Source organism: Streptomyces hilarionis (assembly GCF_024539675.1).
GTDB lineage: Bacteria > Actinomycetota > Actinomycetes > Streptomycetales > Streptomycetaceae > Streptomyces > Streptomyces hilarionis.
In genome coordinates this window covers 1-12,410 of the sequence record NZ_JAHHIT010000212.1, presented here as the reverse complement: position 1 = coordinate 12,410, position 12,410 = coordinate 1, and the positions used below count along the sequence as shown (strand labels likewise).

Annotated in this window: 15 protein-coding genes and 1 tRNA gene; 7 read left to right on the top strand and 9 right to left on the bottom strand. The window is 70.7% G+C overall.

Going from position 1 to position 12,410, the window contains the following annotated elements:
• The first annotated feature begins 133 nt into the window (after positions 1 to 133).
• A complete protein-coding gene (locus tag KMS84_RS34995) occupies positions 134 to 265 on the top strand; it encodes a hypothetical protein (protein WP_256920565.1) in 132 nt (43 codons plus the stop codon).
• A gap of 29 nt (positions 266 to 294) precedes the next feature.
• Here KMS84_RS34995 and KMS84_RS34990 read toward each other — a convergent pair whose 3' ends face one another.
• Positions 295 to 1,884, bottom strand: a complete 1,590-nt coding sequence (locus tag KMS84_RS34990; RefSeq protein WP_256920564.1) for a helicase HerA-like domain-containing protein — start codon at positions 1,882 to 1,884, stop codon at positions 295 to 297.
• Between the two features lie 105 nt (positions 1,885 to 1,989).
• Here KMS84_RS34990 and KMS84_RS34985 point away from each other — a divergent pair, with 105 nt between their 5' ends.
• On the top strand, positions 1,990 to 2,286 hold the full coding sequence (locus KMS84_RS34985) for a type II toxin-antitoxin system VapB family antitoxin (protein ID WP_004943146.1): 297 nt from the start codon (positions 1,990 to 1,992) through the stop codon (positions 2,284 to 2,286).
• Between the two features lie 220 nt (positions 2,287 to 2,506).
• Positions 2,507 to 3,178 carry a LytR C-terminal domain-containing protein gene (locus tag KMS84_RS34980; protein WP_256920567.1) on the top strand — a complete coding sequence of 224 codons (672 nt, stop codon included), beginning with the start codon at positions 2,507 to 2,509 and terminating at the stop codon, positions 3,176 to 3,178.
• Between the two features lie 180 nt (positions 3,179 to 3,358).
• On the opposite strand, the gene upp is transcribed toward KMS84_RS34980, so the two are convergent.
• Positions 3,359 to 3,994 (bottom strand): uracil phosphoribosyltransferase, encoded by a 636-nt coding sequence (upp, locus tag KMS84_RS34975; protein WP_256920563.1) that lies wholly within the window; start codon positions 3,992 to 3,994, stop codon positions 3,359 to 3,361.
• Positions 3,995 to 4,150: 156 nt separating this feature from the next.
• Between upp and KMS84_RS34970 the strand changes: the two genes are divergently transcribed.
• The 4 genes from KMS84_RS34970 (at position 4,151) to KMS84_RS34955 (ending at position 5,858) form a co-directional block, all read left to right on the top strand.
• A complete protein-coding gene (locus KMS84_RS34970; RefSeq protein ID WP_256920562.1) occupies positions 4,151 to 4,354 on the top strand; it encodes a hypothetical protein in 204 nt (67 codons plus the stop codon).
• Positions 4,355 to 4,688: 334 nt separating this feature from the next.
• Complete coding sequence (locus KMS84_RS34965) at positions 4,689 to 5,237, top strand: tRNA adenosine deaminase-associated protein (RefSeq protein WP_256920566.1); 549 nt, start codon at positions 4,689 to 4,691, stop codon at positions 5,235 to 5,237.
• Positions 5,238 to 5,284: 47 nt separating this feature from the next.
• Positions 5,285 to 5,716, top strand: a complete 432-nt coding sequence (gene tadA / locus KMS84_RS34960) for a tRNA adenosine(34) deaminase TadA (protein WP_256920561.1) — start codon at positions 5,285 to 5,287, stop codon at positions 5,714 to 5,716.
• Between the two features lie 57 nt (positions 5,717 to 5,773).
• A tRNA-Ser gene (locus tag KMS84_RS34955) sits at positions 5,774 to 5,858 on the top strand.
• 361 nt (positions 5,859 to 6,219) lie between these two features.
• Here KMS84_RS34955 and KMS84_RS34950 read toward each other — a convergent pair.
• The 7 genes from KMS84_RS34950 to KMS84_RS34920 all read right to left on the bottom strand — a co-directional run bounded on the left by KMS84_RS34950 (position 6,220) and on the right by KMS84_RS34920 (position 12,250).
• Positions 6,220 to 6,552, bottom strand: coding sequence for a hypothetical protein (locus KMS84_RS34950; RefSeq protein WP_256920560.1), 333 nt, complete (start codon positions 6,550 to 6,552; stop codon positions 6,220 to 6,222).
• Positions 6,553 to 6,661: 109 nt separating this feature from the next.
• Positions 6,662 to 7,879 (bottom strand): tyrosine-type recombinase/integrase, encoded by a 1,218-nt coding sequence (locus KMS84_RS34945; RefSeq protein WP_256920559.1) that lies wholly within the window; start codon positions 7,877 to 7,879, stop codon positions 6,662 to 6,664.
• 80 nt (positions 7,880 to 7,959) lie between these two features.
• Positions 7,960 to 8,193: an excisionase family DNA-binding protein gene (locus KMS84_RS34940; protein WP_256920558.1), complete on the bottom strand. Its 234-nt coding sequence runs from the start codon at positions 8,191 to 8,193 to the stop codon at positions 7,960 to 7,962.
• 457 nt (positions 8,194 to 8,650) lie between these two features.
• On the bottom strand, positions 8,651 to 10,126 hold the full coding sequence (locus KMS84_RS34935) for an AICE element replication initiation protein (RefSeq protein WP_256920557.1): 1,476 nt from the start codon (positions 10,124 to 10,126) through the stop codon (positions 8,651 to 8,653).
• 3 nt (positions 10,127 to 10,129) lie between these two features.
• Positions 10,130 to 10,966, bottom strand: a complete 837-nt coding sequence (locus KMS84_RS34930) for a bifunctional DNA primase/polymerase (RefSeq protein WP_256920556.1) — start codon at positions 10,964 to 10,966, stop codon at positions 10,130 to 10,132.
• Positions 10,963 to 11,793, bottom strand: a complete 831-nt coding sequence (locus KMS84_RS34925; protein WP_256920555.1) for a deazapurine DNA modification protein DpdA family protein — start codon at positions 11,791 to 11,793, stop codon at positions 10,963 to 10,965. Before KMS84_RS34925 ends, KMS84_RS34930 begins: the two co-directional genes overlap by 4 nt.
• A 145-nt stretch (positions 11,794 to 11,938) precedes the next feature.
• Positions 11,939 to 12,250, bottom strand: a complete 312-nt coding sequence (locus tag KMS84_RS34920) for a hypothetical protein (protein ID WP_256920554.1) — start codon at positions 12,248 to 12,250, stop codon at positions 11,939 to 11,941.
• Positions 12,251 to 12,410 lie beyond the last annotated feature (160 nt).

The following is a 12,410-nucleotide window of genomic DNA, read 5'->3' as shown; positions in this document are numbered from 1 at the left end:
CCGGCGGAGGCGGTAAGCCACGGGGCCCCGCCCGCCGCCTCCTCGTGCGCCGAGCGCTGCCTGCGCACCGTGGTCCTGCGCTGCTGACGGACCCCGCGCCCCGTCCCGTCAGCACGACACGAGGAGCACCGCCATGCCCACCGACCCCTACGCGGTCCTGCGCGCCCTGCTGCGCGCTGAGGCCGCCCGCAGCACCCCCGCACCGGCGCCGCAGGCGAAGCCGCGGCCCGGACCGCGGCCGCCGCGCACGCAGCGGGACCGCTGACCCGGCCGGCGGGGGCGGGGCCCCGTGGCTTACCGCCTCCGCCGGGCCGTCCCGAAGAGCGACCGGGTGATCTCGCGGCCGATCTGCGTGCCGACGGAACGGGCCAGGGACGTGAACATGCCGCTTCCCACCACCTGCTCCACGACGGATCGTTCCTCCTTCGACTCCTGCTTCGGCTCCTTCGACTCCTTCGCCCCGGTATGGGCCCCGGCCCCGGTCTTGGCCGTGGGCTTGCCCTCGGCCCCCGTCCGGGTCTCGCCCCCGCTCCCGGTCCCGGCGCGGGCCGCGAGCTTCTCGAACGCCGACTCCCTGTCCACAGCCTGTGCATACCGCTCGTGGAGCGGGGACTCCCGCACGGCCCGGTCCAGATCCGGCCCGTCCACCGGCCCCATCAGCGACTCGGGAGCCCGCAACCGGGTGGCGGCGACCGGGGTCGGCGCGCCCCGCTCGCCGAGGACGGTGACCACGGCCTCGCCGGTGCCCAGACCGGTGAGCAGTTCCTCCAGGTCGTAGGCCGAGTCCGGGAACGTCTTCACCGTGGCCCGGAGCGCCTTCTGGTCGTCCGGGGTGAAAGCGCGCAGCGCGTGCTGCACGCGGTTGCCGAGCTGGCCGAGGACCTCGCCGGGCACGTCCTTCGGGGTCTGCGTGACGAAGAACACGCCGACCCCCTTGGAGCGGATGAGCCGGACCGTCCGGATGAGGGCGTCGAGGAACGCCTTCGAGGCGTCGGCGAACAGCAGATGGGCCTCGTCGAAGAAGAACACCAGCCGCGGCCGGTCGGCGTCGCCGATCTCCGGGAGATCGTGGAAGAGGTCCGCCAGCAGCCACATCAGGAAGGTCGAGAAGAGCTGCGGCCGGTCCTGCACGGCCGGCAGCTCCAGGACGGAGACGATCCCGCGGCCGTCGGGGGCCGTGCGCAGCAACTCGGCCGTGTCGAACTCGGGCTCGCCGAAGAAGTCCGCCATGCCCTGCGCCTCGAAGGCGGTGAGGGTGCGCAGGATCACCCCGGCCGTGGCACTCGACAGACCGCCCAGACTCCTGAGCTCCTCCCTGCCGTCGTCCGAGGTCAGGAAGGCGACGACCGACCTCAGGTCCTTGAGGTCGAACAGCTCCAGGCCCTTCTGGTCCGCGTAGTGGAAGACCAGGCCGAGGGACTGCTCCTGCGTCTGGTTGAGTCCGAGCACCTTCGACAGGAGCAGCGGGCCGAAGCTCGTGACCGTGGCGCGCAGCGGGATGCCGTGGCCGAGACCGCCGAGGGCGTAGAACTCGGCGGGGAAACCGGTCGCCGTCCATTTCTGGCCGACTTCCGCGGCCCGGCCGCGCACCCTGTCGCCCCCCGTCCCCGGGGCCGAGACACCCGACAGGTCGCCCTTGACGTCGGCGAGGAAGACGGGCACGCCCTGCGCGGAGAGCTGCTCGGCCATCAGCTGCAGTGTCTTGGTCTTGCCGGTCCCGGTGGCGCCCGCGACCAGCCCGTGCCTGTTCAGCACCGCGAGGGGGATGCGCACCGGCGCGTCGGGCCGGCACACGCCGTCCCACAGGACGGCGCCCAGGTCGAGGACGGGGCCCGTGAACGCGTACCCGGCGGCGATGTCAGCGGCGCTCGTCGACTCGCTCATCGGCAGCCCCTCATTCCGTTTTACCCCTGTTCATCACGTCTTTTCCAGCGTCGCACTCCGTCTCCATGGCTGCGCCCGGAACGTCAGGACCGGTAGGCTTTCCGTGTGATCTTCAAGCGCATCGGAAACGGCCGGCCGTACCCCGACCACGGCCGGGAAAGCACCCGGCAGTGGGCGGACGTCGCGCCGCGCCCGGTCCGCCTCGATCAGCTGGTGACCACCAAGCAGCAGCTCGACCTGGAAACCCTGCTCGCGGAGGACTCCACCTTCTACGGCGACCTGTTCGCGCACGTCGTGAAGTGGCAGGGCGACCTGTACCTCGAGGACGGACTGCACCGCGCGGTGCGGGCGGCGCTCCAGCAGCGCCAGGTGCTCCACGCGCGCGTGCTCGAGCTGGACTGACCCGGACGAGCCGCGACGGGCCGGGATTCCGGCGGCGCGCGCGCCCGCCGGGTTCTGCCGCACGGCCCCCGCGTCGGCCCGCCGCACGTCCCGCAGCGGCCTCCGATTGACCCTTTCGGGTTCTTTCCGCTGCCCGCACCCGGTGTCGGATGATCGTTTATTAGTCACGGCAGCCCGGGCGCACTACGCTGCGCCCATGAGCATGCTGACTCCCCCGGGCATGGGCGGTAAGTACCGGATCACGGGGGACAAGTACCCCCGCATGCGCCCCCACCGGCGACGCGGCAGGCTGGCCGTCGTGGTCGTCGGCTGCGGCGCTGTGCTCGGCGTGGCCGGGTGGGGCACCTTGCAGCTCATCGACGTCTTCACGGGCGGCGGAGGGGCGGCCACCGCCGCCGGCGCCTCCTGTTCCGGCACCGCGTCCGCGACGAAGGCGGCGAACTCGACCAAGGCCGGGCCCGCCCCCTCCGCGTCCGCGGCCGCTCCCGGGTCGGTCCCCGCCGCCGGCGCGGTGCCCAGACCCGCGCAGATCACGGTGAACGTCTTCAACGCCACCACGCGCAGTGGCCTGGCCAAGACCACCGCGGACGAGCTGAAGAAGCGCGGCTTCCGGATCGGCGAGGTCGGCAACGCCGGCAAGCAGTACGACAAGAAGGTCACCGGGGCCGGGCTGCTGCTCGGACCGGCGTCCTCGCTCAACACCTCGCTGCCGGTGCTCGCCACCCAGCTCACCACCGCCGAGCGCCGCACCGACGCGGCCCGCACGGGTCCGGCCGTCGACCTCATCATCGGCAACGGCTTCAAGGCGCTGACCAGTCCGGCCGACGCCGCCAAGGCCCTGACGGCCCTGACCGCTCCGCAGCCGAAGGCGACCACGAAGAAGAGCTGCTGAAAGGACCGCCGGAGAGTCGGCCGACGACGGGACCGCAGGCAGGCGGACCGGCGCGGACGGCCCCCGGAGGCCTGAGCAGACCGCTCCCCGGACCCCGTCCGGTCCGCCCTGCTCGCCTTGCTGGCCTTGTCCGGCCCGCTCGCCTTGTCCGGCCCGCTCGCCTTGTCCGGCCTGCTCGGTCTACTCGGCCGCGCCGTACAGCCGGTCGCCCGCGTCCCCCAGACCCGGCACGATGTAGCCGAGCTCGTTGAGGTGGTCGTCGACCGCCGCCGTGACGACGGTGACCGGCGCGCCCGCGAGTTCGCGCTCCATGATCGCGACGCCCTCCGGAGCGGCGAGCAGCACGACGGCCGTCACGTCGTCGGCGCCGCGCCGGATCAGCTCGCGGATCGCGGCGACCAGCGTGCCGCCGGTGGCCAGCATCGGGTCCAGGACGTACACCTGGCGGCCGGACAGGTCCTCCGGCATGCGCGTGGCGTAGGTGGACGCCTCCAGGGTCTCCTCGTTGCGGATCATCCCGAGGAAGCCCACCTCTGCGGTCGGCAGCAGCCGGACCATGCCGTCCAGCATGCCGAGGCCCGCGCGCAGGATCGGCACCACGAGCGGCCGCGGGTAGGAGAGCTTGACGCCGGTGGTGGAGGCGACCGGCGTCGTGATGTCGACCTGTTCGGTGCGCACGTCACGCGTGGCCTCGTAGGCGAGCAGGGTGACCAGCTCGTCGGCCAGCCGGCGGAAGGTCGCGGAGTCCGTGCGCCGGTCGCGCAGCGTGGTGAGCTTGTGGGCGACCAGAGGGTGGTCGACGACGTGGAGACGCATGTCCACAACAGTAACGGTGCCGAACCCGGCCGGCGTCCCCACGCACAGTGAACCCATCCCCCCGGCTTCAGGTGTTCATCGGCATCAAACCGCCCGTCCGAGGGAAAGTGAGGGACAGGAACGCAGACGGACCGGGGTACCCGGGGTGGTGTGCTGATGCCTGACCTGCCCGACCTGCCCGACGACAAGTCGCCGGACGCGGCCGCCCGCGCCGAGAGCGACGCCGAGCGACGCCGACGGCGCGCCCGGTTCCTGCGCGAGCTGACCGAAGCCCGCGAACTGCGCGACCGCGTCCAGCCACGGCGCGCCAAGACCGCCCGGCTGCGCCACGCGATGCGCATGCGCACGTTCCGCTGGTAGTCCCGTGGTTGCCGTGGCCGTATGCGACTTGGGGCATACGGGGAAGATCACCACCGTCACGGGTGCCCCGCGGGGGTGGACGTGCGTGGGCGCACGGGAAAGCCGCGTACGATCCGCTCGTGGCCGCAATGGGGCGCCGGTGAACCGCTCACGGACGTGACCGCGGACGTGGGATCAAAACCACCGGACACAGGGAGCCGAAGACGTCCCCTGAACGCCTTGTTTCTGCCACGATTCCGAGTGGGTGGGGCTCGGAGCCCGAGCTCTTCGCCCGCCCGCACCTCCGCCGGGGGGACCCCCAACCGGCACGCCTATGACCAGTGGGAGAGTCACGGTGTACTTCGCCGCACTGCTCGCGCGCACCGAAGACGGGTGGGAAGCGAGCGACACAGAGCTCGACGATGTGGAGACCCTGTCGGATCTGGCCGACCTGGCCCGGGAAGCCTCTCCCGACGAGGACACGGTGCTCGTGCTGATCGAGCAGGAGGGCTCCTGGTTCGGGGTCGTCCGCATCGACGGCGAGGAGGACCCTCGCATCTACGTGTCCGACGCCGCTGCGGCCGCCCGCAGTTCGTACGGCGAGATCCTGCTCACCGACGAACTGCTCGGCCGGGACCCGGGTGACGAGGACGTCCTCGACGCCCTCGACCTCGACGGCACCGAGGACGGTGAGACCGACGACGACCAGGACGACGACGGGGACACCCCGGCTGTCGTGGGAGGCGGCTCCGCAGAGGCCGTGCCGCACGGCCCGGTCGGCGACGCCGGCATCCTCGACGACCTCGGCGTCGGCGAGAAGGAGCTGAGGTTGCTGTCCGAGGACGCCGTCAACGAGATCGCCGAGGCCCTGGGCGCCTCGGAGGTCCTGGAGACCGTCCGCTGACCGCACCGCAGACGCCGGACCCCGTACGCGACCGCTGGCGGGCCGCGATGCGGCTCGCCCTCGACCAGGCCCGGCTCGCCGCCCGGGGCGGAGACGTCCCGGTCGGCGCCGTCGTGCTGGCCGCGGACGGCACGACGGTCCTCGCGACCGGCCACAACGAACGCGAGGCCGGCGGCGATCCGACGGCGCACGCCGAGGTGCTCGCCGTCCGGCGGGCGGCCGAGGCGATCGGGGAGTGGCGGCTGACCGGCTGCACGCTCGTCGTGACCCTCGAACCGTGCACGATGTGCGCGGGCGCGATCACCCAGTCCCGGGTGGACCGCGTCGTCTACGGCGCGCGGGACGACAAGGCCGGCGCGGTCGGCTCCCTCTGGGACGTCGTCCGCGACCGCCGGCTCAACCACCGCCCCGAGGTCGTCGAGGGCGTCCTCGCCGAGGAGTGCTCGGGCCTGCTCACGGAGTTCTTCCGGGACCGCTGAGACGGCCGCCCGATACCGATTTCAAACCGGGGCTCACCTTGCTGTAAGGTCTCCCTCGGTAGCGTGTCCGAGCGGCCGAAGGAGCTCGCCTCGAAAGCGAGTGTGGCGCAAGTCACCGAGGGTTCAAATCCCTCCGCTACCGCAGGTAGGAGAGGCGCACGGTTCATCGAACCGTGCGCCTCTTCGGCTTCCGTCTCAGTTTCCGTCTCAGTTGCAGCCCCTCCCCGCTGGCTGCCGAGTGGATCCGCCAGAACACCTCACTCAACGGCCAGTGCGACGACACAATTGAGATCACGTCCACAGACCCAACGTCCCGTCGACGAACCAGGGGAAGGTCAGGTATGGATCCGCAATGGATCTCACTGTTCGCATCGGCTGGCGGGGCTCTCGCGTCAATCCTCGCCTCCTCCAAGATGCGGAGCGTCCTGCGTGCGGTCTTCCGACGCCCCCGGGAGACTTCCTCGATCGTTCAGGTGGGCGGCATACGGTTGGATTTCCGAGGCTCACCGACCCCTGAGCAGGTTCAAAGGCTGATGGACGAATTCATGCCTGAGCTGTTGAAAGAGCAACCCAAGCATGATGGCCACAACGAGCACGCGACGGTGACCAAGGGCGAGGCAGATGAGTGACACAGCCACGAACCCGGGAGCCGAGGTCGAGAGCCAGTCGCCACCCGTCGAGGGTCCGGCGGTCACGACAGTGACTAGCCACTTCAAGCTGGTCTTCGTCTGCGTGATGGTGATAACCGTGCTTTCGTTGGTCGCCAGCGTTTCGATCGGGATCTTCGTATCGAAACCCACGGATGCCGCCAAGTCCGCCATGGAAACCTGCACCACTCTCGCCAAGTTGGGCTTCGGAGCGATAGTCGGACTTCTGGGCGGCAAGGCAGTGCAGTAGCGAGGGGAGCAGGGCAGGACGGCGGGATCGTCGCTTCGCCCCGCCGGCTTAGTCGCTCCAGATGAGTCCATCGACCTGCCGAGCCACGTCGCTCCGGACGGAGTCCACCATGTGCTGATACCGCGCGGCCATTGCCGTGGTGGACCAGCCCATGAGCCCCATGACGGCCCGCTCCGAGACTTCGAGGATTAGCAGGACCGTAGCGGCGGTGTGTCGGGCGTCGTGCAGTCGGCCGTCTCGGACTCTCGCGTCATCAAGCAACTGCTTCCAGTCGTCGTAGTCCGTCCGGGGTGATGTGCCTCGCCCGGTCGGCGTTGCGAAGAGCCATCCTTCGTCCGTCCAGTCGACGCCGGCCGCCGCGCGTTCGGCCTGTTGCTTGGCCCGGTGGGTCCGCAGGAGGTCTACGAGCTGTGAGGGCAAACCCACGGCTCGCCGTCCGGCGCGAGACTTCGTATCGGCCGTCTCCGGGTTCGTCCGCTGACGCTGCGGGCAGTAGCCCGCCTTCCTGCCGCACGTGTCCCCGCACCCGTGGGCGTAGCGCGGTCGGCGACGGCTTCGCCGGACCATAAGGACCCCTCGGTCAAGGTCCACGTCCGACCACTTGAGCCCGAGCGCTTCGCCCTGGCGAAGCCCGAGGGCGAGTGCCACGGCCCACCGTGCAGAGTTCCGACGGTCGTCAGCCGCGCGCAACAGCCGCTGGACCTCTTCGACGGTGTAGGGCTCGATCTCCTCTTCGCTGACGCGGGGTGCCTTGGCGAGTTGCACGGGGTTCCGGGCGAGATAGCCCCGCCGTACGGCTTCGTTCAGCGCGGTGCGGAAGGTGCGGTGGATCTGATGGATCGTCCCCGCCTTGCGACCGTCGGCCACCATGCGTCCGTAGAAGGTCTCGATGTGCTCCGGCTTGAGCTTGTCCAGTCGGTGAGCACCGAGGGCGGGGAGCAGGTGCTTCCGCACGGCCACGCCGTACCCGACCATCGTGTTCTCGTTTACGGCGAGCGGCGCGATGTTCTCGATCCAGTGGGTCAGCCACGTCTTGACCGTCCATGGGCGCCCCGCCTTCCGGATGCTCTTAGCGTCGCGCTGCTGCTCCAGCTCCCGGACAGCGGCGGTCACCTCCGCGCGGGTCTTCCTTTCGACGTGGCGGCGGTCCGGCTTCCCATCGTCCCGGATGCCGACGGTCACGCGGCCGTGCCACTTGCCGTCCGCACCCTCGTAGATGGATGAACGGCCGTTCGGCTGTCGAGTGCGCTTCTTGTCTTCCGCCACTGGCGGACTCCTTGGGTTGAGGCGGGTGGAAACGATCGGAGCGCCGCCCCGGGGTGGGCAGCGCTCCGGAGGGAAATGGTTCAGGCCGCCCGCTGCTCAGCGCGGCGACGGGCGAGGTAGGCGGCCGGGGCGTCGGCAGGGATGCGCCTCAGTCCGCCGACCATCAGGGATTCCAGCTCCCCGGTGCGGATGAGGGCGAAGCAGGTGGTCCGGCCGACGCGGAGGCAGACGGCGGCCTCCTCGACAGTCAGGAGAACGGGGGCCAGGGCGCTGCGCGGAGCGGATCGGACGGTGTCCGCGGTGGCGGTGCTCATGCGGGATCTCCTCGGGGGCGGTCTGGCGGGCCAGGCGGGGTGGTCTGTGCTGTCCGAAGGTGGGATTTCTGCGTCATCGCGTCACCTGCGTCAATCAGGCTTCTGACCTGCGGTTTCCGGTGACGCAGCGGGGCGGGCCCTGCGTCACCGATGACATGGGCGCTCGTCACGGGGTGACGCTGATGACGCGGGATGACGCAGGATTCGCCGTCTGCGTCATCGCTGTCGCCGCAGGTCAGCGGCAGTCCGTTGGGTCCGTGGTGACGCAGTGACGCAGATCTTCCCTACTTAGGAAAAAGGAGGGGTGGTCTCTGTGGGTCTTTACGCCCGCTCGGACTTGAAGAACGGGCCGCTTCGCGGCGCGACCTGTGCAGGGCGGCTGTCGCCGCCGAAGGGCAAGAGGAGCACCCCGCGGCGGGGCGTGCTCCTCTTGCTTGTCCGCCGATCCGGTGTGCGGTCAGAACGCGGTCTGCTGCTCGGGCGGCGGGGGCGGGGCCTGGCGGGTGATCTCGATGTAGCGGGCGGCGCTGGTGCGGCCCCAGTCGACCAGGACGCCCCGTGCGGCCAGGGTGGGCTGGATGCGCCGCAGCCGGTCGGACAGGACCTTGCCGGTGGTGGGCCAGCCCTTGGGCAGGGGGCGGCAGTCCTCGCCGCTGTAGAGGGCGGTCAGGGCGTGCAGCCACTCCGCCGACGTCATCCGCACCTCCTCGCCCGGGGTGAGTTCCGCGGCGCGCTTGAGGACCGTCTGCGCCAGCAGGTCACCTTCGATCACGTCATCGTTGAGGTCGTCCAGGCTGGCCCGGTACGCCTCCAACGTCCCGAAGCCGGTGGCGGTGTCGAGCTGGGCACACAAGTGGGCGAAGTCGGCCATCCGCAGATCAGTCGGGGTCTCGGCCTGTGCTGCGCGGACCTTGACGGTCAGGTCGAGCAGGGAGCCGAGGACGACGGGCAGGATCTCGGCGTACTCCGCCCAGAGCTCCGCTTCGGTGCGCCGCACCCGGGGGCGTTCCAGGCGCAGGGTGAGGAGCCGTTCGGCGAGGTCAGGACGGATCACGCCCACGTCGATACCGGTCAGCAGCATCGGGCGCCGGTAGCGGGAGCGGACGACGTCGCCGTCGGTGAACAGCGCGCGCTTGATGCTCTCGGCCCCGGTGATGACGCAGCACATCAGGTCGGACAGGTCCGGGGGCAGGTGAGAGAGGTTGTCCAGGGCCGTGATCCATCCGGCCGCAACCGCCGTGATCATGTTCTCTTCGTCCTTGGGTGCCCGGCGCAGGTCGCCGGTCATGCCCTCGATGATCCGCACGAGCATCCGCCCGCCGGTCGACTTGCCGGCGCCCTGCGGGCCGGTGAGGAACGGGGCGGGGACGGGCACGGACGGTTCCAGGCAGCCGATGAGCCACGCGATGGCGAGCGCTTCGGTCTTGGCGTCGGCGAAGTTGCACAGCCGCATCAGCAGGTCGATGCCCTTGCCGTTGGTGTCCTTGGCGGGCACGGGGAGTTCCCCGGTGAGCTGTGTGCGCCGCCAGCACACCTCCTCGGGGTCGGGGATGCGGATGTCCCAGCCGGTGGGGTGGATGCGGACCGATTGGCCGTCGTCGCGGCCGAGGTCGAGCCAGGTGGCACCGTCGAAGCCGGGGGCCACGCGGATGTGCGTGGGCTGCACTTTCTCGGTGAGGGCGAGTGCCTCGATCAAGTCCAACGCCTCCTTGAGGGCGGTTCCGTTGAAGACGCCGACCCCGTCGCGGAAGAGGCCGACCATGAGTTCCTGGCGGTGGCTGCCGGTGGTGCCCTGGGAGCGGATGGGGCGGGCCACGGGGTGGCCGGTGCGCTGCGCGTACACGGTCCCGTCGACGGTGCGGAAGTACCGGAAGTGGGACTGGGCGTAGTCGGTGATGACCTGCCGGGCGGGGTTCTTGTCGTCGTCGGACACGGGTCACAGTCCCAACGTGGTGCGGGCGTTGTTCCAGGCGTCCGTGCAGTGCCGGGCGGTCTCGCCCTTGGCCTGCGCGGCGGTGAACAGCCGGTTGACGTGGGTGTCGGTGAGGCAGCCGCACCGGCCGTGCGTGGACAGCACGGCGAGGAACGCCGCGTAGACGGTGGCGTGGATCCCGGCGCGGGCGGCGGTGATGCGCTGCTCCGCCATGGCGATTCCGCGTTCCAGGTAGACGGGCGCGCGGTGCGGGCACTGACCGCCGCCGGACCGCGCAGGCACGGAAACGGGCCGGGGTGCCGGACGGACGGCGGGCGTTTCTTTCACGGCCAGCGCGCGGACCGTGTCGGGCAGCTCGGCCATGCGTCCGGTGCCGGGGCCGAGGTAGCGGGCGTAGGCCATGGTCGACTTGATGTCGACGCCGGGCCGGACCGCGTTGCGGGAGGTCATGGTGCCCCGGTAGATCCAGTGCTCACCACGCGTCGTCGCCACGGTCCGCGTCGTGGGTAGGGCGGTTCTGGCCCAGGTGATGGCGTCCGCGTTGTCCAGGTCGACCACGGTCAGGCCTGCGCCGCCGGGGTGGTAGGCGACGGCGACGGCCCGACGCCAGGCGGACGCCCACGGCGGGGAGGCGAGCACGGCCGCGTCGGTCGTGGCGGCGGCCCAGGCGTGGCAGACGCCAGCGCACCGGCACGGACCCGGGACCTTCATGTTCGGCCGGCCGCCGCACCCGTTGTCCGCACAGGCGGGGCAGTTGCCGAACGGCACCTTCCCCGCCCGCAAGGGCAGGACGGGGATTCCGTTCGCGGCGAGGCTGAGGGCGATCTGCAGGAGGTTCATGCGGCGCTCCGGTCGGTCAGGAGCATCTGGCGATGGGTGGGGATGGCGTTGACGACGCGCTCGCGCCAGAGCAGGGCGTAGTCGATGCAGTTGGCGCAGTTCTTGTGGGTGTGGCCGGGCAGCGGGGGCCGGCGTCGGGCGTGGGAGCTCCAGGCGGCGGAGTCCGCGGAGGCGAGCAGATGGCCAACGCGTTCGAGACCGAGGATCTTGAAGCCGAAGCCGTGCAGCTTGAAGCCGTGGGAGGCCATGGCGGTGACGATGGCGGCGCCCTCGCGGGTGGACTGCAATCGGCACACCGAGCCGAGCCCAACGACGGGTTCGGCCCGCAGGTCGACGCCCGCCTTCTCGTACAGTTCCACGCACCGCTCGTACTCGGGAATGCTGCGGCCCTGGAGAACGGGAGCAATGCGCAGGTCAGGGGCGAGGGAGCGCAGTTCGAGGAAGTTGGCCACCGTACGCCGCTGGTGCTCGGCAACGCTGAGGTGGGTGCCGACGAAGTACTGGCCACCGAACCAACCGCCCTGGAGGATGGCGTCCTCGCACATCCAGTCCTGGGGGGCGGCCCAGTCGTAGGGGCCGACGTGTTCCCAGATGCGGCGCAGGTCATCGACGTACTTGCGGGTTGGCCGGGTCCAGGTGCCTTTGTCTTTCAGCTCCATGAAGCCACCGGAGTCGACGGCGTAGGGGCCGCGGGCTACATCCCACTTGATGGCGCGGTCCCAGTGCTCCGATTTGAGGAACAGCGGCACGTCGGTGAGGCGCAGCCAGTGCCGCTTGTGCGTGGTGAGGTAGAACCGCATGCCGCCCGTGGCGGGAGCTCCCGCCACGAGACTGGCGGCGGAAGGCGGTAAGGCTCGCCGAAGGTTGGTCGGTTGCGTCATGCTGGATGACCTCCAACAGGTCTGTAGTGGGCTGGTTGGGCAAGGGCGGCCCCGCGACTTTGGCGAGACGAGGGGGCCGCCCTTGGCGTAGCTAGGTGTTCTTGCCGCGGGCGAGCTTGAGGGTGATGCCGCCGACTCCGATGGGCCCGGCGGCGCCGGCGATGACGGTGAAGGTGTGGGCGGCTGCGTCCATCAGGAAGCAGAGGGCGGCGACCAGTCCCCAGCCGCCGGCGACGGTCGCGCCGGCGATCGCGAACGGCAGCAATAACCGCCGCCACTCGACCCCGGCCGGGGGCCGGTCGTTGACGACGAACACGACCGGCTGTCCGGTCGCCTGTGCGCGTTGGAAGACGTCGGCGGGGATGTGCGGGGCCATCTGGCCGGGCGGGGTGTGCTGGCGCATTTCAGGCTCCCTCAAGGTGTGCCGCGGGCCCGCGCCATCAGGTGGCGCGGGCCCGTGCGGCGGGTGGTTGGCTTGTCGCGTTGCTTGTCGTCTCTCTTGTCGTGCGGCTTGTCGTCTGGCTTGTCGCTTGTCTTGTCTTGTCGCTTGTCGCCTCCCAGGT